The sequence below is a fragment of the Cobetia sp. 1AS1 genome (assembly GCF_029846435.1).
Taxonomy (GTDB): domain Bacteria; phylum Pseudomonadota; class Gammaproteobacteria; order Pseudomonadales; family Halomonadaceae; genus Cobetia; species Cobetia amphilecti.
Genome location: NZ_JARWKU010000003.1, coordinates 190310 through 211413 on the forward strand (window position 1 = coordinate 190310; position 21104 = coordinate 211413).

20 protein-coding genes are annotated in these 21104 nt (G+C 60.3%); 10 read left to right on the plus strand and 10 right to left on the minus strand.

The window, feature by feature from the left end; translation table 11 throughout:
- Nucleotides 1-6 precede the first annotated feature (6 nt).
- The 4 genes from rlmJ to rdgB form a co-directional block, all read right to left on the minus strand.
- Entirely contained in the window at nt 7-1716 is a 1710-nt protein-coding gene (rlmJ, locus tag QD280_RS08025; protein WP_279838875.1) for a 23S rRNA (adenine(2030)-N(6))-methyltransferase RlmJ, read from the minus strand.
- A 228-nt stretch (nt 1717-1944) separates the two neighbouring features.
- Nucleotides 1945-2607, minus strand: a complete 663-nt coding sequence (locus QD280_RS08030) for an OmpA family protein (protein WP_279838877.1) — start codon at nt 2605-2607, stop codon at nt 1945-1947.
- Nucleotides 2608-2692: 85 nt separating this feature from the next.
- Entirely contained in the window at nt 2693-3892 is a 1200-nt protein-coding gene (hemW, locus tag QD280_RS08035) for a radical SAM family heme chaperone HemW (RefSeq protein WP_279838879.1), read from the minus strand.
- Entirely contained in the window at nt 3892-4512 is a 621-nt protein-coding gene (gene rdgB, locus QD280_RS08040; protein ID WP_043331666.1) for an RdgB/HAM1 family non-canonical purine NTP pyrophosphatase, read from the minus strand. The genes hemW and rdgB overlap by 1 nt, the downstream gene beginning before the upstream one ends.
- A gap of 482 nt (nt 4513-4994) precedes the next feature.
- On the opposite strand from rdgB, the gene QD280_RS08045 reads away from it, so the two are divergent.
- From QD280_RS08045 to QD280_RS08075, 7 genes are all read left to right on the plus strand, one after another.
- On the plus strand, nt 4995-5633 hold the full coding sequence (locus QD280_RS08045; protein WP_052384307.1) for a LuxR C-terminal-related transcriptional regulator: 639 nt from the start codon (nt 4995-4997) through the stop codon (nt 5631-5633).
- A gap of 582 nt (nt 5634-6215) precedes the next feature.
- On the plus strand, nt 6216-6899 hold the full coding sequence (locus QD280_RS08050) for a LuxR C-terminal-related transcriptional regulator (RefSeq protein ID WP_043331668.1): 684 nt from the start codon (nt 6216-6218) through the stop codon (nt 6897-6899).
- An 11-nt stretch (nt 6900-6910) separates the two neighbouring features.
- Nucleotides 6911-7414, plus strand: coding sequence for a CsgE family curli-type amyloid fiber assembly protein (locus QD280_RS08055; RefSeq protein ID WP_043331669.1), 504 nt, complete (start codon nt 6911-6913; stop codon nt 7412-7414).
- Between the two features lie 76 nt (nt 7415-7490).
- Nucleotides 7491-7904: a curli assembly protein CsgF gene (locus tag QD280_RS08060; RefSeq protein WP_054556371.1), complete on the plus strand. Its 414-nt coding sequence runs from the start codon at nt 7491-7493 to the stop codon at nt 7902-7904.
- Between the two features lie 26 nt (nt 7905-7930).
- Entirely contained in the window at nt 7931-8764 is an 834-nt protein-coding gene (locus QD280_RS08065) for a CsgG/HfaB family protein (protein WP_054556370.1), read from the plus strand.
- A gap of 357 nt (nt 8765-9121) precedes the next feature.
- Nucleotides 9122-9610 carry a hypothetical protein gene (locus tag QD280_RS08070; protein ID WP_279838881.1) on the plus strand — a complete coding sequence of 163 codons (489 nt, stop codon included), beginning with the start codon at nt 9122-9124 and terminating at the stop codon, nt 9608-9610.
- Nucleotides 9611-9922: 312 nt separating this feature from the next.
- The gene (locus QD280_RS08075) at nt 9923-11029 is read left to right on the plus strand and encodes a hypothetical protein (RefSeq protein WP_192839019.1); all 1107 of its coding nucleotides are present in this window, start codon (nt 9923-9925) and stop codon (nt 11027-11029) included.
- A gap of 151 nt (nt 11030-11180) precedes the next feature.
- On the opposite strand, the gene QD280_RS08080 is transcribed toward QD280_RS08075, so the two are convergent.
- The 6 genes from QD280_RS08080 to QD280_RS08105 form a co-directional block, all read right to left on the minus strand.
- Complete coding sequence (locus tag QD280_RS08080; protein ID WP_279838882.1) at nt 11181-11591, minus strand: hypothetical protein; 411 nt, start codon at nt 11589-11591, stop codon at nt 11181-11183.
- 125 nt (nt 11592-11716) lie between these two features.
- Nucleotides 11717-13237, minus strand: coding sequence for a bifunctional aminoglycoside phosphotransferase/ATP-binding protein (locus QD280_RS08085; protein ID WP_225347450.1), 1521 nt, complete (start codon nt 13235-13237; stop codon nt 11717-11719).
- A 211-nt stretch (nt 13238-13448) separates the two neighbouring features.
- Nucleotides 13449-14741, minus strand: a complete 1293-nt coding sequence (gene hemL / locus QD280_RS08090; RefSeq protein ID WP_043331681.1) for a glutamate-1-semialdehyde 2,1-aminomutase — start codon at nt 14739-14741, stop codon at nt 13449-13451.
- Nucleotides 14742-14992: 251 nt separating this feature from the next.
- Nucleotides 14993-15877 (minus strand): hydroxymethylpyrimidine/phosphomethylpyrimidine kinase, encoded by an 885-nt coding sequence (locus tag QD280_RS08095; RefSeq protein WP_279838884.1) that lies wholly within the window; start codon nt 15875-15877, stop codon nt 14993-14995.
- 14 nt (nt 15878-15891) lie between these two features.
- Nucleotides 15892-16323, minus strand: coding sequence for a protoporphyrinogen oxidase HemJ (gene hemJ / locus QD280_RS08100; protein ID WP_043331686.1), 432 nt, complete (start codon nt 16321-16323; stop codon nt 15892-15894).
- 169 nt (nt 16324-16492) lie between these two features.
- Complete coding sequence (locus tag QD280_RS08105; protein ID WP_131432849.1) at nt 16493-18244, minus strand: chloride channel protein; 1752 nt, start codon at nt 18242-18244, stop codon at nt 16493-16495.
- A 253-nt stretch (nt 18245-18497) separates the two neighbouring features.
- Here QD280_RS08105 and argC point away from each other — a divergent pair, with 253 nt between their 5' ends.
- The 3 genes from argC to QD280_RS08120 all read left to right on the plus strand — a co-directional run bounded on the left by argC (nt 18498) and on the right by QD280_RS08120 (nt 21053).
- Complete coding sequence (gene argC, locus QD280_RS08110) at nt 18498-19541, plus strand: N-acetyl-gamma-glutamyl-phosphate reductase (protein WP_054556364.1); 1044 nt, start codon at nt 18498-18500, stop codon at nt 19539-19541.
- 147 nt (nt 19542-19688) lie between these two features.
- Complete coding sequence (erpA, locus tag QD280_RS08115) at nt 19689-20042, plus strand: iron-sulfur cluster insertion protein ErpA (protein ID WP_043331693.1); 354 nt, start codon at nt 19689-19691, stop codon at nt 20040-20042.
- Nucleotides 20043-20345: 303 nt separating this feature from the next.
- Nucleotides 20346-21053 (plus strand): transporter substrate-binding domain-containing protein, encoded by a 708-nt coding sequence (locus tag QD280_RS08120; protein ID WP_225996613.1) that lies wholly within the window; start codon nt 20346-20348, stop codon nt 21051-21053.
- Nucleotides 21054-21104 lie beyond the last annotated feature (51 nt).

The window sequence follows — 21104 nt, forward strand, 5'->3', positions numbered from 1 at the left end:
CAGCCATCACGGCTTGCGCGGGCCGCGTGGCTTGTTGCTCTGTTTCTTGCCAGAAGTGGTCTTGCCAGGCGTAGACTTGCCAGAGCTGTCCTTGCCTGGGGCTGATTTGCCAGAACTGTCCTTGCTGGCGCCTCCCTTGGCAGCCTTGCCTCTCATGGCATTGCTTTCCTGCTTCTCACGCAGGGCACGCGCTTCACGCGCATCCAGCGGCTTGCCGACATCCTTGTTGTCTTCAGGACGCTGCTTGGCCGCGTACTTCCTGGGCAGTTTGGTCGTGCTGTTCGGGTTGACCTGACCATCACGACCGATCGCCGGCGTGCTGCGCATGCTGACCCGCGTGGAACCTTCGCGGCGGCCCTTGCCTGGCACACTGGAGGACCAGTCGCTCCAGCTGGCAGAGTCCTTGCCCGCCCCCTTGCCAGCCGTCTCACCCTTGCCACGCGGACGAGTCGGCTCGACAGCGGCCGTCGACTTGCGCTCGGCAGGCTTCTCGCTGACGCGCTTCTGGCTCGGCGCGGAATGCCCATGCACCTCGTCCTTGACCTGCGCCTTGATGCTGGTCTTGGGCTTGGCAGTCGCGGAATGGCGCTTGCCCTTGGCCTTGGGGGTCGCACTGTCATTGCGCACGCGAGGCTTGGCCCAGCCTTCACCGCGCTTGAGCTTCTCGCGCTTGGGCTTGGCCTGGGTCACCTCGACATCGCTGTCGCGCTTGACCTTCTGGTTGAGCTTGCGCAGCGACAGCAGGCGCTCACGCGGCATCGGCTTGGGCTCGTTGCGTTCGCGGGCGACTTCCTCCGACAGCCACCACAGGCCCTTGTGCTCGACGGCAACCGACTGCGGAGCCGGCAACGCGCCCTTGAGCACCTCGACCACTTCCTGCATGGCGGTGGAGAACTGACGATCGAACTGCCACGGCGGGTTGATCACCAGCATGCCGGAGCCGTACATGCCGTGCTCGCCTTCCGGCGAATCGATCGTCAGCTCGCTGCGCCACATCGGTGCCGGCGAATGCTTCTTGAGGCGCTCGAGCAGATCATGCTGACGACCCGCCGGCAGCAGCGGATACCAGATCATGATGGTGGCATGACGTGACTTGCGCAGGGTCTCGACCACGACCTCGGCGACATCACGGTAATCATTCTTCAGCTCATAGCTGGGGTCGATCAGCACGGCGACGCGCGGCGTGGTGACCGGCACGGCCGCCAACAGACCGGACAGACCATCCTGCTGACGACGCATGACCTTGCCGAGGCTGTCACGCTGCACCGGGGCCTGATCGAAGTGGTAGATCTCGCCCGGATGCAGCTCATAGGCCAACAGGCGATCGCCGCGACGCAGCGACTGGCTCAGCCACCAGGGCGAACCGGGATAGACGCTCAGCTCGCTGGCGCTGCCCTTGGCGGCATCCGGCTGCATGTCCGCCAGACGTGCCAGCCAGCGAGCCAGCGGCTTGTCAGCTGACGGAGACTTTGGCTCACCTGCATCGGTCAACCAGCGATCACGCACCTGCCACAACGGCAGAACGCCCTGCTCGTATTCGCGCAGCTGTTCCGTCTCGCGGGCCGCCAGCGGATACCAGCCACGACCGGCGTGAGTGTCGATAAACGTAACGGGAGATTCTTTACGTAATAGCTGCTCGACCAGGGTGGTGGCGAGCAGGTGCTTGTGCAGGTCGGCAAAATTGCCAGCGTGATAGGCGTGCTGATAGGCGAGCAAGAGCGCCTCCTTGATACGGCGATATCTGCCACATCCAGCGAGGCAGCAGATAGAAATCGGGGGGCGGCGACGAGAGGAAAACCAGACAAGGCCGCCGAAGGGGCTGAAGGATAGCAGAGATGATCACTTGTCACCCCAAAAGCCGTGCTTGCCAAGCAACGAGGCCCACGCAAATGCGCAGGCCTCGTGGTCATTCACCGTCATGTCGCCCATGACAGCTGATGGGGCTCAGCTTTCCAGCGGCGTCAGCGTGATCTCGACGCGACGGTTCTGGGCGCGCCCGGAGGCGGTGTCGTTGGATGCCACCGGGCTGGCTTCACCATAACCGCGCATGTTCAGACGGTTGAAGGCGATGCCACCACTGGCCAGATAGTTGCCGACAGCCTGGGCACGCAGCTCGGACAGGTTCTGGTTGTAATTGCTGGCACCGGTGGAATCGGTATAGCCCGCGATGTTGACGCGAGTCTCGTCGTATTCCTTGAGCACGGTGATGACGCCATCCATGACCGGCTGAATCTGGCCGGACAGGGTGCTGGAGTCGGAGCCGAAGGTGACGTTGGACGGCATGTTGAGGATGATCTGGTCGCCGACACGGGTCACGCTGACACCGGTGCCCTGCAGCTGATCACGCAGCTTGGCTTCCTGAACATCCATGTAATAGCCGATACCACCGCCCGCGGCGGCACCCGCAGCGGCGCCGATCAGCGCCTTGTCGAGACGATGGTTACCACTCTTGGTCGCCCCGGCGATTGCGCCGACGACCGCACCGATGCCGGCACCCTTCGCCGCACTGGAGGTCTGCTGCTCATTGGTATACGGGTTGGTCGTGGAACAACCCGCCATCGCGACGGCGGCTGCCAACGGCAGGGCCAGGAGTACAGACTTCTTCATGGTAACGCTCCCTATCTACACACTCATTAAAGGCAAGACGACAATTGCGCAAATAATCGTCATGCCTCCGATAATGCCTGATCAATCAGGTGTCGAACATGGCCAGCAGGTCATTGAGGAACAATAAGCCCTGGGGCGTGGCGCGCAACAGCACGTCATCCTCAACGATGAGCCCGCGCGAGCGCGCCTGGCTCAGGCCCGGCTCCAATGCCTCGCGATCCAGCCCGGTCGTGCGACGCAGATCCTCGAAGCTGACACCCCCGGTCAAGCGCAGTGCATTCATCATGAACTCCAGCGCCAGCTCATCGCGGTCAATTTCCTGCTGACCCGCCACGAACCCGCGAGGGTCCTGCATCCTGCGCAAGTACGCTTCAGGCTGACGACTTTTCCAACGGCGTTGGAGTTGCAACTCGCCGTTCAAGTTCCCTGCCGAGTCGGTCTTCAACAACGTCAACTTGCCGTGCGCGCCCGCTCCGATGCCCAGGTAATCACCGAATTTCCAGTAATTGAGGTTATGACGCGCGCTGCGCCCTTCAAGGGCATAGGCGGAAATCTCGTAACGACGGAAACCGGCAGCCTCCAGCTCGGCGTGACCGTGATCCTGGATATCCCACAGCAGGTCATCTTCCGGCAGTACCGGCGGGCGCGAATAGAACTCGGTATTCGGCTCCAGCGTCAATTGATACCAGGACAGATGGGTCGGCTTGAGTGCCAGCGCACGCCGGATATCATCCAGCGCCGTCTCCAATGTCTGGCCCGGCAGGCCATGCATCAGATCGATATTGAAATTGTCGAAGCCCGCCACCCGTGCGCTGGCCACCGCGCGCCCGGCTTCTTCAGCGGAGTGGATGCGCCCCAGCACCTCGAGCTGCTCCGGCTGGAAGGTCTGCACGCCCAATGACAAGCGATTGATGCCGGCGGCGCGATAGGCGGCAAAGCGGCCCTGCTCCAGCGTGCCGGGGTTGGCCTCCAGCGTGACCTCGCAGTCGGCAGAGAACGTCATGCGCGCCCGCAGGCCATCGAACAGTCGCTGGTAAGCCGCCCCGCTCAGCAGACTCGGCGTGCCGCCGCCGATGAAGATGCTGTGCAACTCACGCTCGGGCTGGCCCTGCAGCAACTGCAGGTCCTGATCGAGATCGGCCAGCAGCGCCGTGATGTACTCCTCTTCAGGCAAGCCGGCATCACGCCCGACCCCGTGGGAGTTGAAGTCACAGTAGGGGCACTTGCGCACGCACCACGGCACGTGAATATAGAGCGACAGAGGCGGCAGGTTCGCGGCGGACATCACGCCTGACCGCTCTGCGCGGCAAGCGCCTCGAGCAACTGCTGCATCGCACGTCCCCGGTGGCTAAGACGGTTCTTGGTCTCGGCATCCAGGGCCGCGGCGGTCATGCCATGTTCCGGCAGCCAGAAAAGCGGGTCATAGCCGAAGCCACCCTCGCCCTGAGGCGCGTCAAGGACACGCCCCTCCCAACTGGCCTGAACGATGATCGGCACCGGGTCTGCCGCATGGCGCAGATAGACGAGCACGCACCAGTAGCGCGCCGTACGCGCTTGCTCAGGCACGCCCTCAAGCGCTGCCAACAGGGCGGCGTTGTTGTCACCATCACCGCTACCTTGCTGACGCCGCGCGGCAAAGCGTGCGGAATAGATGCCCGGCTCCCCGCCCAGCGCATCGACTTCGATCCCGGAATCATCTGCCAGCGCCGGCAGGCCGGTGACCTGTGCGGCGTGGCGCGCCTTGATCAACGCATTCTCGACGAAGGTCAGCCCTGTCTCTTCGGCGTCACTCACTCCCAGCTGCCCTTGAGGCATCGGTTCGATCCCCAGCGGTGCGAGCAGGTGGGAAAATTCACGTAGCTTGCCGGCATTGCCACTGGCCAGTACGAGAGAAGAAGCGGACATGTGAATCTCCGGGATAGAAACAACGAGAATGCGGCCGCGTGTGAGTCACACGGGCAAGGCGCTTGCAGCACCCCATTCTAGCGCGTGAGTCCGGTGCGTACACGCGAGGGGTCTGCGCCAGGCACGACTGAGATCCATGATGTCATGGGCCGATGTCACTCATGTGCTCAACTTGATGACTGACAGGCCGATACAGGCTATCTGCCTCAGCGCGGGCTAATGCCTGTGCAGGATTTGTCTGTGCCTCGCGGCTCAAGCAAGTAAACATCAACCGAAAAAATCCCGTAACTCAATGTTTTGTATAGCCTTTAAGTGGGAAATAAAAGAAATGTGCGTTATGCCATCTAACACTATGCGCAGCGCCAGCCCTCAGGTGTCACTCGACTAGACTTCAAGACAACCATCGAATCACCGTGGATTCATGTCTCCGCCTCAGCCTGCTGATGATGAGCCCCCCAAAACGCTTGCGACAGGAGCGCCCCATGACTGCTACCAGAGTCCTGTTCGTGACAAGCCCTTCACCGCAGACCGAACTGTTCGTCGAGTACCTGCAAGAGACACTGAAATGTGTCGTCGAGGCCTGCCACCATGAAGCCCCACTGCCGTCATCTCCCTGCCTGGTGCTGATCGACAGCACCCAGTGCAGTCTGGCCCAGATGATGCGATGGAGCCATATCGACAAGATCGCTGCCTTCAATGTCGAACATGAAGACGATGCCATCTCACTACTTCTGAATATTCCTTTCAGCGGGATCTTCTATCGCCAGGACAGCCTTGAACAAATCAGCAAGGGTATCGGCAAGATACTCGAGAATGAAAACTGGCTGACTCGCAATATCATGCAGACGTTGATTCGTCATTATCGTCAACAACAACAGATTGCCTTCCAGCCTGTCATGGGACTGACACAACGAGAACTGGAAATATTGTCACTCATAGCGTCACAGCAAAGTAATGCAGATATCGCGCATAGATTGATGTTGAGCCAGCACACCGTGAAGTCTCATTTATATAACATCTTTCGCAAGATCAGAGTCCACAACCGCCATCAGGCGATCCAGTGGGCCCACGAGCACCTCAACCTTTACATCCCCAAGCGTACGACGGAGCCGGAATCCTGAGGCTCAGGTGACGCTGGACGAGCATCTCTTCCAGCAGGTGGATCTGTGAGGTCACCACAGCGACAGAGCATGTCTCACGCCGGCTACGCGTAGTAAGCGCTTCACTTTCCAAGAGTGAAATGACTCATGCGCAGTACTGCGTCGCATTCCTGACACCCCTCGAATGCGGGGATACAAAAAGACAAGCCCGGTTACATAATGACATTGAAGAGAAGCCTTCCAGCATTAGATTTGTGGTACCTTTGAACCAGTGGAAAGCTTGGTAAAAAAAGCGCAAAGGTCTGGTTTTCATTGCACTCTCGAGAAGGGTCATCATGACCGGCGCTAATTTCATCAGGTTTACGTACTGTTTTTCCTATTCTTTTTCTGGGTCAAATCAGGACTGGAGGGGAAGGATAAACTGGTTATTTTAGCAAGTACTGATTAGAGGTTGCCTTATCCCCACTATCGCGCAATCCTATAAAGGTGCTCAGCGCGTAATGCCCGACGTGAATGAGTGCAGTGCTACACGACTCACCCAACCACACTTCAGATATGGCTCCGCCAAGAAAAATCGGTACGACAACTCAGAGGTCTCGCACCATGATTACAGGGAACGCAATGGTGCTGCTGGTGACTGACTGCAATCCGCAGTCAGCGCTTTTCATGGATTACATTCGCCAGCAGCTTGAGTGTCAGGTGGCTTCCGCAAGCCCCGACGAGGATTACACACCCGGGCAGGCAGAAAGAACGATAGTGCTGCTGGACACCGACCACGTCGATGAAGGCACGATGCAACGCTGGGATGCAGATGCCAGCCAAGATGCCAGCGCAGAGCTGGCCGCTATCAACATCAGTGATGAAGAGGAAGCTGCCAGCCTGCTGGTCAGCACCCATCTTCAAGGCGTGTTCTACCGACAGGACAGCCTCTCACTGATCAGCAAGGGCATCGCGAAACTGCTGGAAGGCGACATGTGGATGTCCCGACCGCTGATGACCCGCCTGCTGGATTTCTATCGCCGTCAGCAGCTCAACGCCTATCGCCCGGTCTGTGGTCTGACCCAGCGTGAGGTGGAAATCATCGGCTTGCTGGGCACGGGTGCCTCGAATACCGAGATTGCTGACCAGCTGTTCGTCAGTGAACACACGGTCAAGTCACATCTCTACAACATCTTCCGCAAGATCAAGGTGCATAACCGCATTCAGGCCATGAACTGGGCACGTCAGAACCTGGCAATGCCTGTCTCGCGCACCCCACGCATCGCTCGCAGAGCACAGATGTCGTGAACGGTCGGGGCATGACAAGCCGCCAGGTGGTCGCCTGGGGACTGACATGCTTCAGTCTGTCGCCCGCCTTCGCGCAATCCGCGCCGGAGGCGGTGCGACCCGAGGTATCCGTTGCCAGTGAAGAGCAGCAGGCTCGCCGTCAGGGGGAAGATGGGGTCGCCATCCAGCGCACTCGTCCCACGCTCTCCGACGGTCTCAGCGGCGTGATGATCGATCGCACCATGACCATGATCGGCAAGACCTTCTTCCGCCAGTTCAGCCAGCAACGCCTCGATAGCCCAGCCATCCGCAACACATCCCTCAGCATCCATGAACGCCCCTCAGCACGCTGGGGCAGCCTCATCTGGATCACCGAAGGCAACAACGTTCTGTACGAAGCGACGCTCCCTCCGCGCCTGAATGACGTGGATATGTACGCCAGCGCCGCGGTATCAAGCGTCTCCGACCAGTTCCTGCGTCGCAAGGTCATGGAAGCCCTGCGCAACGACCCGGACATGGCCGGTGACGAATTCTGATGTATTGAAGACCGACATAATAAATGGGCTCCGGACACGGAGACCCTGACAATACGCAAGGGAACAGGGGAACATCATGAAGCATCAGACACTCGCGGTGTCGTTGCTGTTATCGGCGATGCCGCTATATGCCGGTGAACTCATCTATCAGCCCATCAACCCGAGTTTCGGTGGCAATCCTCTCAATGGCAGCTACCTGCTTGGCAAGGCCCAGGCCCAGGACACCCACGAGGATCCTGATGCCTACTCCTTCGATAGTCTTTCCGAAACAGAACTTTTCATCAGCGACCTGCGCAATAGCCTGGTATCCGATGCCATCACCGATGCTGTCGATTCCACAGAGCCCGGCCGTTCCAGCGTGATCGACAGCGCTCAGCTGCGTGTCGAAGTCATCAGTAACGGCAATGGCGGTTTCTCCATGCAGGTGCTTGACCGCGCCACAGGTGAAACCACCGTCATCAACCTCGGCACATCAGGCAATACATTCTGATCCGCTACTGATGAAGGGTTCGCTCAATGAAGACACTCACCTCCATGCTGGCCGTTGCCAGCCTGGCGCTTGCTGGCTGTGCGCCGATGGTCGCCAATACCCAGGGTCTTGAAGGGGTGCCCAGCACCTTGATGCCAAGAACCGCCACCTATCAGGATCTGATCAGTCTGCCGCCTCCCGCCGGACGTATTCCGGTCGCCATCTATGACTTCCGTGACCAGACGGGCCAGTACCGGCCTGCCCCTGCCAGTACCTTCTCTACGGCGGTCACCCAGGGCGGCGCCGCCATGCTGAGCGCCGCACTGTCGGACTCCGGCTGGTTCATCCCCCTCGAGCGCGTGGGACTGCAGAACCTGCTGACAGAGCGCAAGATCATCCGCGCCAACATGGAACGCACGGGCCAGAATGATCTTGCCGCGCTGCAAGCCGCCAACCTGCTGTTCGAGGGTGGCATCATTGCCTTCGACTCCAATGTCAGAACAGGCGGGGCGGGCGCGGAATACTTCGGGATCGGCGCCTCTGGTCAGTATCAGGTAGACCAGGTGACGGTCAATCTGCGTGCTGTCGATATCACCACGGGGCAGGTCATCGCCAACGTCAATACCAGCAAGACGATCTACTCTCGCGAGCTGAGGGCGGGCGTCTATCGCTTCATCGATTTCAGTCGCTTGCTGGAGATGGAGGCGGGGTATACCAGCAATGAACCCGTACAGATGGCGGTCATGTCCGCCATCGAATCTGCCGTGATTCACTTGATTGCGCAAGGCGTCGAACGCCAGCTCTGGGTTCTCCAGGACCCGGACAGCCTTCAGACATCAGAGCTGATGGATTACCTGCAAGCCCCGACCCCGATGTTGTAGAGCCAGCCCACATTCAAGACCCCGTAGAGAGCATCGGGGTATTCGCGGTGTTTATCTCTTCCTTAAAAGGCAGTCACCTCACAAGAGGTGGCTGCCTTTTTTCGTGTCTGCGCAAAACATAAGAAATAAATAAAACAACAAAGCATGAAATATCATGCGCCTAATACCGTCAACAGTAATACCTCCCTGAACGGTGCTGAAAATCTGGCCACCCTTTATCATTACTCACCGCTATTGGCCAAGACATTATGAGTAGCAATCTCTAGCCCTCATAAACCCGAAAAGGACTGATGGTGATGGCCTCGATAAAGACCAATAGTTAGTGCACTTAGACGGTCACCTGGATGGGCTCACGCCATGGCTTCGGCAAAGCATCAACAAAGAAGAATGCTACAGGCCTGCCTTTTCTTTTCATCACTGACACTCAGCTTGTGGGTGTTGGCCAATGACCTGGCGACCACCTCCGAATTGGGGAGCAGCCACTCAGTGGCGGTCATCGAGCAATCTGGCGCTTATAACTCGGCGATGATCGTTCAGCATGGCAATGGCAACGCCTCATTGATTGACCAGAGCGGTGTCCTGAATAAAGCAGGGGTCGACCAATATGGCAATGGAAACACGGCATACACACTGCAAGAGGGTGCCCTGCATGAGGCAAGCATTCTTCAGCATGGCCAATATCATGATGCGCTGATCATTCAGCAAGGTGTTGGGCAAAGCGCCAGCATTCAGCAGACAGGCATCGGGGGAAGCGCCACGCTTCTACAACAGGCCAGTAGTCAGGTACCGGCAAGTATCACTCAATATTCACGGGGCCATATGCGTGTCCAGGTCATACAACAGTGATCTTTACCACGATGGCTCGCATGACATCGCTATATGACGATGATGCTTGTGAAGGTGGTGGCTGAATATCAGCTTTCATCGAATCGCCAATACGAATTTTGCCTGGCCAGGAGAGGTTCTCACTTACATGTAGTCAAGAGTCCTGCATGACGAATACAACCTCCTGGCAAGGCCATAAAAGAGCAGTAGCAGTACAACATGATGTCGCGGATCACGAAAACCAGACCGCCATCATGTCAGGGGATGCATGACCAGAAGCAAGTCAATAATAAAAACACAACTCAAAAAATGATCTACACAAGGGAACAAACCATGAAAATTCAAATGAGCTTGCTGGCTATCGCGATTGCTTTTACCTCTCAGGCGATGGCAGACAACAACACCGCAGATGTCGATCAGACTGGCTTCATGAACATGGCCAATGTTGACCAGACATCACGTAATGGCGGGTCTCTCGATAGCAACCACAACAGTGATATCGATCAGACAGGTGCTTTCAACAAGGCCAAGACCTATCAGAACGGTGTCAATCATGTTATCCGCATCAATCAGGTCGGTGGTGGAAACCGCGCAAAAACCACCCAATATAGCAGCACAAATACTGGCATCGTGGATCAAAAGGGTGTCCGTAACACTGTCGATATGAACCAGAAAAGTTACAAGCATACCGCGCGTATCACGCAGCAAGGCCTTGCAAACAAATCTTCCTCTTGGCAGGGCGCCAGTGGCTCGCCGGCTGGGCGTGAAAACTTGCTAGTCGTGTCACAAGAGGGCGTGTTCAACAAATCCAGCGCTACCCAGCAGGGCAGCCATGCCATCGCACGTGTCACTCAGACAGGCTACCAGCATGATTCTGATGTCCTGCAGGTGGGAGAATATAACCGCGCTCGTGTCACCCAGGATGGGCGCTTCCATAACTCGACCGTGACACAGACAGGCACTATGGGTATTGCCGTCGTCGACCAGGCCGGTTCGCGCAGTGACTCTACCGTTACTCAAGCAGGTGATTTACAGGTCGCACGTGTGACTCAGGAGGGTAGCTCACACGACTCTCTGATCAATCAGAGCGGGATGCAAAACACCGCACTAGTGACACAGTCCGATATGCTGCAGTACTCCGATATCAGTCAGAGCGGAGAAAACAACCTGGCCATTAATGTTCAGAGTGGCTATAAAAATGCGGCCATCGTTGTTCAAACTGGCAGCAACAGCGATTCTCTGATCACCCAGAGCGGCGCCTATGATCATGCCCACGTCATTCAGTCAGGCAGTGGCCATCGTTCAGAAATTCTCCAACAGGGTGGAGGTTTCCTGAGCTTCGCGACCAATAGTGCCCACGTGACACAGTCAGGTGCGATGAATACCTCCAGCGTGACCCAGACTGGCGGTGGCAACGTAGCCAACGTGATGCAGTACTGATCACGCCCCAGCCAGGATGTCTTACAGAACCCCGCGCAAGCGGGGTTTTTCGTTTTTTCCGCTCGGTGAATCCATATAATGAAAAAGGCCGCTGACAGAGTTGTCAGCGGCCTTCCAGTACCAGCTGCGAAACGTCTATCGCAGCGGCAAGTTACTTCTTTGGCGGTGTCACGACATTCTCCGGGAAGGACTTGCGATAACTCTCAAGGCTTTCATCCACCATCTGGCGGCCCTTGCTGACCTGCTTGTTACCGCTTGTGATCCGCGCCTTGCCCTTCTTGATCTGACCATTGCCCTTGTCGATCAGTGCCTGACCCTTGGCGATATTGGATTCGCCATCATTGACCAGATTCTCACCACTGACGATCTGCTTCTCACCCGCGGCCACCAGAGACTTGCCGCTCTCCCAATTATCGGCCAGCTGATCACGCACCTTGGCGACGGCCTTGGCTTCCTCAGCCTGACCGCGCATGAGATCAGCGGTTGTCGGCTGGCTGGAGCAGCCCGCGAGCAGTGCCAGACTGATGGCAGCGGCGGCGGTATTGACCCATTGTTGGCGCATGATAATTCCTTCTCAGATGCATAGCTTCCCAACCAAAGCCAAGGCTCACTCGGGAGCGCACTATGCAATACAAAAAAAGGGCATGGCGGTCATTCCGCCATGCCCCATGACAACTATCGCTCGTCTCAATGCAGCCTGAGCTGCTCACGAATCAGGCGAGCCAAGGTGACATTGGCGTTGGGCGCTGTCGTGTCGATATGGACCAGCTGACCATGCTCTTCTGGCGCAAATGGCTCGCGATTGGCCAATTGCTTGTCGAGCACTTCCAGACCTGCTTCGGAAGCCTCGCCACTGCGCTGACTACGCTTGATGATGCGCTTGCGCAGCGTCTCGTCATCGGCCTCGAAGCTGATCATCAGCACCGGCAGGCCACGGGCTTCTGCCTCATGACGCAGGCGATCACGCTGCACCTTCTTCAGGCAGGTGGCATCGATGCAGACGGGGATGCCCGATTCCAGCAGCGTGGCTGACAGATTCGAGAGTCGCTCGTAGGTCGCATGGGTGGCCTGGGGGGTATAGATGCCGCCATTGAGCCCGGACTCGGTATCGGCATCCGCCGCAAAGCCATACAGGCGCTTGCGCTCGACATCGCTGCGAATACGCACGCCGCCCAGTTCACGCACCATCTCTTCGGTGAAGCGACTCTTGCCGCTGCCGGAGACACCCACACCGATGATCATGTAAGGGAAGCGGATCTCGCTATAGCGCTCCGCCAGCCCGATATAGCGCTCGTACTCGGCCAGCACATCGGCGCGATCCGCTTCACACAGGTCCGGCTGGTGATAGCGAATCATCGCCACCTTGGCCCGGATCAGTGCGCGATAGATCTTGTAGTACGGCAGCAGACGCACCAGCGAGTAATCGCCGGAAAGCTCGAGATAACGGTTGAGCGCATGATGGGCAAAGGCCTGCTCATCACGCGCTTCAAGATCCATCACCAGGAAGGCCAGATCACAACCGACATCATTCCAGCGCAACTCTTCATTGAACTCGATGCCGTCAAACAACAGGGCACGGCCTTCATGGCGCACGGCGTTACCCAGGTGGATATCGCCGTGAGTCTCACGCACGAAGCCTTCCTGCCAGCGACGCTCGAACTCGGGATTGAGGCGCTGGAAGGTCTCTTCGGTCCACTGCTTGAGCAGCGCGAGTCGCTTGATGGCCTCGGCATCATCACCGAGGCGCGGACGAATCAGCTCGAACTCGTTGTCGATGGTACGACTGACCATCTGCGGGCTACCCAGCTCGCTATCGCCCTGGATGCGCTCGGCCTGCTCGTGGAAGGCCACCAGCTGGTCGACCAGATCATCCAGCAATTCCAGCGACAGCTCGCCACTGGCCTGCAGGGCGCTGAACAGATGGCGATTGGAGAACTGGCGCATCTTGACCGCGTACTCGAAGACAGCACTGTCGTCTCCGATGCGCGGAGCTTCGGGCGTGCCCGAGATCGCCACGGTATCCAGGTACAGCGTCGGTGCCAGACGGCGGTTGAGGCGCACTTCCTGTTCACACAGGAGCTTGCGGCGCTCAAGGGTCGAGAAATCCAGGAAGCTGCCGAAATCCAGCGGCTTCTTGATCTTGTAGGCGTAGTCGCCGGTCAGCACGATCCACGAGATATGCGTCTCGTGCACTTCGATATCCTTCACGGGGTGATCGAAGCAATCGGCTGTGTGAAGGGCTCGAATCAAGGCCTGGCTCAAGGTCGTCTCCGCTAAGGCAAGCTGGCTATAAGGTCATTAGCGCAATCGCTATCGTTGGCGACAAGTGTACCGGATGGCAGCCCGCCCGGCAGCCTGCCGAGCGGGTTCCTGTCTGCGTTGGCCAACCCGCGGACTCAGGTACTGTCTCGCGTCGCACTCAGTTCGATGCGGACATCTGCGCAAAGACCCGCTCAGCCGCATCCAGCGTGGCCTGAATATCAGCATCAGTGTGCGCCGCGGACATGAAGCCGGCTTCATAGGCGGAGGGCGCCAGATAGACGCCTTCGGCGAGCATCGCGTTGAAGAAGGTCACGAAATCCTGCTGACGGCAGCGCGTGGCGGAGGCGAAATTGCTGACCTCAGCGTCATCGGTGAAGAAGACACCGAACATGCCACCGGCATGCTGGGTGATCAGACGGATGCCTGCCGCCTTGGCACGGCTTTCCAGGCCTTCACACAGCATCTCGACCTTGCGTGAAAGCTCGGCGTGGAAGCCGGGCGCCTTGAGCTTGCGCAGCAGCGCGACGCCAGCGGCCATCGCCAGCGGATTGCCTGCCAGCGTCCCGGCCTGGTAGACCGGCCCCAGCGGCGAGAGATGGTGCATGATCTCGCGCTTGCCGCCGAAGGCACCCACCGGCATGCCGCCGCCGACGATCTTGCCCAGGCAGGTCAGGTCCGGCGTGATGCCGTAATGTGCCTGAGCGCCACCCAGGGCGACACGGAAGCCCGTCATCACCTCATCGAGGATCAGCACGCTGCCGTGGGCATCGCACACTTCACGCAGGCTTTCGAGGAAGCCCGGAACCGGCGGAATGCAGTTCATGTTGCCGGCGACTGGTTCGACGATGATGCAGGCGATCTCGTCACCCAGCTCGGCGAAGCAACGGCGCACACCCTCGGCGTCGTTGTAGTCCAGCGTGATGGTGTGCTCGGCCAGCGAGGCCGGCACGCCCGGGGAGCTGGGCTCGCCATGGGTCAGCGCGCCGGAGCCGGCCTTGACCAGCAGCGAGTCGGAGTGACCGTGATAGTTGCCCTCGAACTTGACGATCTTGTCGCGACCGGTGAAGCCCCGCGCCAGGCGGATCGCCGACATGGTGGCTTCGGTGCCGGAGTTGGTCATGCGCACCATGTCGAGGCTCGGCAGCATCTCGCAGATCAGCTCGGCCATCTCGGATTCGATCTCGGTGGGCGCGCCGAAGGACAGGCCACTTTCGAGACGCTCGCGCACGGCACTGAGCACATCTTCATCGGCGTGGCCGGTGATCATCGGTCCCCAGGAACCGACGTAATCGATATAGCGCGTGTTCTCCACATCGAACAGATACGCGCCCTTGGCATGGTCGATGAACACCGGCGGACGATGCAGTCCCTTGAAGGCGCGGACCGGCGAGTTGACGCCACCGGGAATATGACGGCTGGCGCGTTCGAACTGGGCAGCGGACGTGGTCATGACATACCTCTTGATAAGCGGCGAGCGGCCCATCGGCCGCGAAAATGGAGAAAAGGGGGATCAGACACAAAGACGCTGTGGATAACGTGAATGCAGCTTGTCCACAAGCGATGAAACGGCCCGATAGCCTCGGGGCGGCAAGGGGGTGTGGATAACCCGAATGCCATCGATGGCGACAGCTTAACGCGACTCACGGGTGAGTTGCAGCCGCGCGAGCGCAAGGGGTGCCGGCATCGAAAGGGGCAATAGCGCTATCGCCAGGGCAGAAACTGGGCCTCAGGCAGCGCGCCTTTTCGCCCATGCTGCTGGCCATCGACGAGACTCTGCCAGGTGGCCTGCTGGGCAGCCTGCCATGCCGATGGCAATGTCATGCCGCGTGCCAGACGCACCGCCAGGTGCGAGGCCAGCGTGCAGCCGCTGCCATGGAAGCTGCCAGTCAGTCGCGGGCAGTCCAGTGCGAGCGTGGCGTGGTCTCGGCGATACAGGCGATGGATCACCGACGGCTCAGCCAGCGAATCAGCCAGCGAATCAGCCAGCGAATCAGCACCGTGTCCCAGCGGGTCAGCATCGCGCTCGACAGGATCGGTACCGGTGACCAGCACGGCCCCGGCGCCTGCCGCCAGCAGATGCTCGGCGAGTTGGCCGTCGCCCGACCCCGTGGGACAAGCCGCCAGCCGCGCAAGCTCCGCGCGGTTGGGCGTGAGCACATCCACATGCGGCAGCAAGCTCTCACGCGCCTGATGGATCAGCGACTCGGTGGAAAGCTCAAGCCCGCCGCCCGCCTTGAGCACCGGGTCCCACACCACGGGTAACCCCGGCCAGCGCTGCTGGAGTTCCTCGATCAGCGTCACGCACGCCGTGAGCGCCGCTTCGCTGGCGAGCAGACCGATCTTGAGCGCGCCCGGGCGGAAGTCCTCACACAGGGTGCGGGCCATGGCGAGCATCGACTCGCCCGATTGCGGGATCACCGCCTGCACATTGCAGGAGTTCTGCACCGTCAGTGCCGTCGGCACCGTCAGCGCCCAGCCGCCACCGGCGCGGATCGCCTCGCTGTCGGCGATCAGACCCGCGCCGCCACTGGGGTCATGCCCCGCCAATACCAGCACGTAGGGCAGTTGCGCTGAGCACTCGGTCATGGCTGAACCATCCCTCAGAACGGTTTGACGATGACGCAGATGACGATCACCACCAGCATCAGCACCGGCACTTCATTGAAGAAGCGGAAGTAGCGCGAGGTTCTCTTGCAGGTATCGGCGGCGAACTGCTTCAGATACAGGCCACAGGCATGGTGATAGCCAACCAGCAGCACGACCATGGTCAGCTTGAGGTGCATCCAGCCCATGCTCATGAAGCTCGGCACCAGCGCCAGCAGCCAGATCCCCAGCACCAGGGTCGCGATCATCGACGGCATCATGATGCCGCGATAGAGCTTGCGCTCCATGGTCTTGAAGTACTCGATGGCCTTGTGGTCGCCGGCATCACGCGCCTGGGCGTGATAGACATACAGCCGGGGCAGATAGAAGAGGGCAGCAAACCAGCACACTACGGCAATCAGATGGAAAGCCTTGATCCACAGATACATGAGGGAGCTCCGTCAGTCAGGGTCGGGAAGGTCAGAAAGTGGACGCGCGGATGAAGCAATCGGATCGCCACGATGGCATGTTGCACCGCCAAGGCCCATGCGGTATGCGGTCGCGGCCAGGCGCGCACAGAGCGAATTCACGCCTGAGAAGCAGGTGCCACGGCACGCTTCAGGGCGTATAGCGATAGTAGCTCTCTATTGCATCCCGCGTGATGATACCTGAAATCTTGCGAATCATCGGTGCGGTGGTGTGCTCGACATAGAGGGCATCGACATCGCTGGGCAGCAGCCGCTCATAGGCCTCGGACAAGGTAGCCTGCAGGTGGATGGGCGCGAGATCCAGACGCTGAGCGGGGATCTCGAGCAGGTCGAGCTCCTCCTGCTCTCGCCAGTGCTCATCCATCAGCACACGCACTAGATCCGCCGCCGGCAGCGCGACCATCGGCTTTTCCGGCGTCGAGCGCGTGACCACCAGCCAGACCGGCTTACTGTCGAGCAGGGCGCGAGCGCGTTCACGCGTGATGCGGCGCGGCACGCTGACCAGCGAGCGCTCCATCACCGCCGGCACCGCCACCCGCGACAGCGCCTGCATCAATGGCTGCTGGAGCGGATGCAGGCCCTGCGCCGTCAGCGTCGAAATGAAGAAGCCCTGGCAGTGACACAGCTGGCGACAGGTCAGGCCTGCCACCACCACCGCCAGCATGCCGGGCAGGATGATATTCGGCGAATGCGTCAATTCGAGCAGTGCCATCAGGGCAGCCAGTGGCGCCTGAAGCACCGCGCCCATCATCGCCGCCATGCCGAGCAGGGCGTAAAGCGCGATGTCCGAGGCCTGATCCGGCAACAGCCAGCCGCCCAGCATGCCCATCAATGCCCCGGCAGCGGCACCCGCCACCACCACCGGGCCGATGATGCCGATCGGCACGCCACAGGCCACGCACAGTGCCGACAGCACCAGCTTGCCGATCACCAGCGCCAACAGGATATCCAGCGCCAGCTGGCCGTCGAGCAACTGGGCCAGGCTGTCATAGCCAATGCCTTGCACCTGGGGATACCACCACGCCACGGCGGCCGTCGAGACCCCGACCAGCGCCATGCGCATCCCCCATGACAGGTGTGCCACGCGCGCCTGCTGACGTGCCAGATGCACGAAGCCCCCCGCCAGCAGGCCGATGACCAGTGCAGTGACGATGACCCAGGGCAGGTCGAGCAGGGAATGCAGTAGCAGAGACGGCACCGCGAAGGCCGGCGCCGAGCCGTAGACCATCTGCGTGACCACCGCGCCGGTGGTCGAGGCCAGAATCACCGGCATGAACCCCATCAGGGTGTACTCCATCATCACCACTTCCATGGCGAAGATGACCCCTGCGATCGGCGTATTGAAGGAGGCGGAGATGCCCGCCGCCGTGCCACAGGCGACCAGCACGCGCAGACTGTTGTTGGGCAGCTTGAGACGCTCGCCGATCCAGCTCGAGGCACCGGCACCCAGGTGGATCGCCGGGCCCTCACGCCCTGCCGACAGACCACCGAGCACGCTCACGACCCCGACCACGACCTGATTGAGCCAGGCACGCAGCGGCATCTTGCCCTGATGGTATGTCAGGCGCTCGATGACATGACCGATGCCCAGCTTGCGCTGCGCCGGATGCTGTCGCCCCAGCACGATGCCGATCACCAGCACCGCCAGCAGCGGCAGCGAGGCGCGCACCCAGGGGGCAAGCCCTTCGAAGTTCTCCGGGTTGTCATCGGGCATGAAGCCCAGGGCACCGGCGCTCAACAGCAGACGGAAGCCGACCATCAATGAGCCGGTCAGCAGCCCTGCCACCAGCCCCAGCAGACACAGTTGCGGGAGTGCATCGACCGCCGCCAGCTTGCGCCGAAAATTGTCGAGACTGGGACGAGGCAGATGCGGACGCGTCAGGCGTGACACTCACGACTCCTTGAAGGCACTGGCAATGACAGAGGACATCCATGTCGGCAGCGCATTACTGCCCGCCTGACACCTGTGTATCATATCGATTGCGAACCGTCGCGACCGTGCGCAATCCGACAACCTCGGCACAGCATGGCGCAACGCCTGTCTCGCGCACAGGCCACCAAAGGTCGCAGCAGCAGATCGGACACAAGATTACATCTCGCATCAACAGGACACCGCCCGAAGGCGGGGAGGCAGCATGATCAAGGTAGGTATCGTCGGCGGCACCGGTTACACCGGAGTGGAACTCCTCAGGCTCCTGGCCAGCCACCCGCAGGTGGAAGTGACCGTGATCACCTCGCGAAGCGAGAAGGGCGTGCGTGTCGACGAGATGTACCCCAATCTGCGCGGCCACTACGACACCCTCGCGTTCAGCGAGCCGGATGCCGAGGTGCTGGCCGCCTGTGACGCCGTGTTCTTCGCCACGCCTCACGGTGTCGCTCACGCCCTGGCCGGCGATCTGCTGGCACGCGGCACGCGTGTCATCGACCTGTCCGCGGACTTCCGCATCAAGGACGCCGACGTCTGGGCCGAGTGGTATGGCCAGCCGCATGGCGCGCCGGAGCTGCTCGGCGAAGCCGTCTACGGCCTGCCGGAAGTCAATCGCGATGCCATCCGCGAAGCGCGCCTGATCGCGGTGCCGGGCTGCTACCCGACCTCCGTGCAGCTGGGGCTGATCCCGCTGCTGGAAGCCGGCCTGATCGAGACCGACAACATCATCGCCGACTGCAAGTCCGCCGTCTCCGGCGCGGGTCGCGGTGCCAAGGTCGGCTCGCTGCTGTGTGAAGCCGGCGAGTCCATGAAGGCCTACGGCGCCTCCGGCCATCGTCACCTGCCGGAAATCACCCAGGGGCTGGACCTGGCAGCCGGCAGCGCGGTCGGTCTGACCTTCGTCCCGCACCTGACGCCGATGATCCGCGGCATCCACTCCACCCTCTATCCGCGTCTGAGCGGCTTCAGCGGCACGCTGGAAGATCTGCAGGCGCTGTTCGAGCAGCGCTACGCCGATCATCCCGCCGTCGATGTCATGCCACTGGGCAGCCATCCGGAGACACGCAGCGTGCGAGGCACCAACCTGTGCCGCATCGCCCTGCATCGTCCGGGCAACGGCGACACCCTGGTGGTGCTGTCGGTGATCGACAACCTGGTCAAGGGCGCGTCAGGCCAGGCCATCCAGAACCTCAACCTGATGTTCGGTCTCGATGAGATGATGGGCATCGGCGCGCCGGCGATGATGCCCTGAACCGCCAGCGTACGCCCGCAAGGCAGCACGTCAGACAAAGTTGACCCTTTTGCTCGGATATAGGGATAATAGGCTTCATTCCGTTCTCTATACCGTGCCGGGCGCTGTCTCCAGCGTCCGGCCTCCGACTCCTTCCAGGAGGCCCGCATGAGCGAAGCACAAAGCTTCATCCCGACGCCGTTGTACCTGTCCGAGCGCGCCAGTGCCCGGATTGCAGCGCTGCGCGCGGAAGAAGCCAACCCGGAGCTGCGTCTCAGGGTCTACGTCACTGGCGGCGGCTGTTCCGGCTTCCAGTACGGTTTCGATATCGCCACCGATCTGGCCGATGACGACACCGTGGTCGAGCTGGGCGAAGCCGCCATCGTGATCGACCCGCTGTCCTACCAGTATCTGGTCGGCTCGACGATCGACTATGAGGAAGGTCTGGCAGGCGCCCGCTTCATGATCCAGAACCCCAATGCCACCAGCACCTGTGGCTGCGGGTCATCCTTCATGGTCTGATCATTGAGGGTCTGACCAGTGAGTGCCTGAACGCGGGCCTGACACGCCTGCGCACGACATTGGCGCCTTGCTGGCGCCTGATCGCCCCCTACCGGAAACCGGTAGGGGGCGATTTTTTTTCGTCATCTCAGTGGCTTGCAAGCTTCCCTTCGCCGCATGGCAGCGCCGGGAGACTTGACGGGGTCCGGTGTGCTCGTCAATCTAAAAACGCTATACATCCTAAAATCTAAATATAAAGAGGAATGTAAAATGCGCAGATCTCACCTGCTGGCCTCCCTCTCTGGCCTCGCGGCCGCCACCTTCATGGCCAGCGCTGCCCATGCCGTCACCCTCAAGGCGGCGACCGACCCGAGCTTCGTGCCCTTCGAGATGCTCGACCAGGAAAGCGGCGAGATGGTCGGCTTCGATATCGACATCCTCAATGCCATCGGCGAGCGCGCCGGCTTCGATATCGACCTCAAGACCATGGACTTCAATGGCATCATCCCCGCCGTGCAGACCGGTAGCGTCGATGTCGCCATCGCCGGCATCACCATCACCGAGGCGCGCGAGAAGATCGTCGACTTCACCGACCCCTACTATGACTCCGGCCTGCAGATTCTGACCTCGGCCAACAACGGCGACATCGAGGATATCGAGGGCCTGGAAGGCAAGAAGATCGGCACCAAGATCGGCTCCACCAGTTACGACTACCTCACCGCCAACCTTGGTGACTCCACCATCACGCCTTACCCGGGCAGTGCCGACATGTACATGGCCCTGATGTCCGGCAGCGTCGATGCCGTCTTCTACGATGCCCCCAACGTCGGCTACTTCGCCAAGACCAAGGGCAATGGACGCGTCAAGACGGTGGGGCCGCTCTATGAAGGCCAGCAATACGGCATCGCCTTCACCGAAGGCAGCGAGTGGACCGAGGCCGCCAACAAGGCGCTGGCCGAGATGAAGTCCGATGGCAGCTATGCCGAGATCTACCAGAAGTGGTTCGGCGCCATGCCCGGCGACAGCCAGTAAGCCGCTTTCGACTCGTCTCAGACGCCCCACGTCGCGTAGTGCAGATCATCA

What these genes read in the sequence shown, in the direction of transcription:
- QD280_RS08060 (WP_054556371.1), top strand. Translation starts at nt 7,491, where the DNA reads ATGAAGCATCAGACACTCGCGGTGTCGTTGCTGTTATCGGCGATGCCG.
- hemW (WP_279838879.1), bottom strand. Translation starts at nt 3,892, where the DNA reads ATGTCCGCCGCGAACCTGCCGCCTCTGTCGCTCTATATTCACGTGCCG.
- hemL (WP_043331681.1), bottom strand. Translation starts at nt 14,741, where the DNA reads ATGACCACGTCCGCTGCCCAGTTCGAACGCGCCAGCCGTCATATTCCC.
- QD280_RS08095 (WP_279838884.1), bottom strand. Translation starts at nt 15,877, where the DNA reads ATGACCGAGTGCTCAGCGCAACTGCCCTACGTGCTGGTATTGGCGGGG.
- QD280_RS08045 (WP_052384307.1), top strand. Translation starts at nt 4,995, where the DNA reads ATGACTGCTACCAGAGTCCTGTTCGTGACAAGCCCTTCACCGCAGACC.
- QD280_RS08030 (WP_279838877.1), bottom strand. Translation starts at nt 2,607, where the DNA reads ATGAAGAAGTCTGTACTCCTGGCCCTGCCGTTGGCAGCCGCCGTCGCG.
- QD280_RS08120 (WP_225996613.1), top strand. Translation starts at nt 20,346, where the DNA reads ATGGCCAGCGCTGCCCATGCCGTCACCCTCAAGGCGGCGACCGACCCG.
- argC (WP_054556364.1), top strand. Translation starts at nt 18,498, where the DNA reads ATGATCAAGGTAGGTATCGTCGGCGGCACCGGTTACACCGGAGTGGAA.
- erpA (WP_043331693.1), top strand. Translation starts at nt 19,689, where the DNA reads ATGAGCGAAGCACAAAGCTTCATCCCGACGCCGTTGTACCTGTCCGAG.
- QD280_RS08070 (WP_279838881.1), top strand. Translation starts at nt 9,122, where the DNA reads ATGGCTTCGGCAAAGCATCAACAAAGAAGAATGCTACAGGCCTGCCTT.
- QD280_RS08065 (WP_054556370.1), top strand. Translation starts at nt 7,931, where the DNA reads ATGAAGACACTCACCTCCATGCTGGCCGTTGCCAGCCTGGCGCTTGCT.
- rdgB (WP_043331666.1), bottom strand. Translation starts at nt 4,512, where the DNA reads ATGTCCGCTTCTTCTCTCGTACTGGCCAGTGGCAATGCCGGCAAGCTA.
- QD280_RS08080 (WP_279838882.1), bottom strand. Translation starts at nt 11,591, where the DNA reads ATGCGCCAACAATGGGTCAATACCGCCGCCGCTGCCATCAGTCTGGCA.
- QD280_RS08055 (WP_043331669.1), top strand. Translation starts at nt 6,911, where the DNA reads ATGACAAGCCGCCAGGTGGTCGCCTGGGGACTGACATGCTTCAGTCTG.
- QD280_RS08050 (WP_043331668.1), top strand. Translation starts at nt 6,216, where the DNA reads ATGATTACAGGGAACGCAATGGTGCTGCTGGTGACTGACTGCAATCCG.
- hemJ (WP_043331686.1), bottom strand. Translation starts at nt 16,323, where the DNA reads ATGTATCTGTGGATCAAGGCTTTCCATCTGATTGCCGTAGTGTGCTGG.
- QD280_RS08075 (WP_192839019.1), top strand. Translation starts at nt 9,923, where the DNA reads ATGAAAATTCAAATGAGCTTGCTGGCTATCGCGATTGCTTTTACCTCT.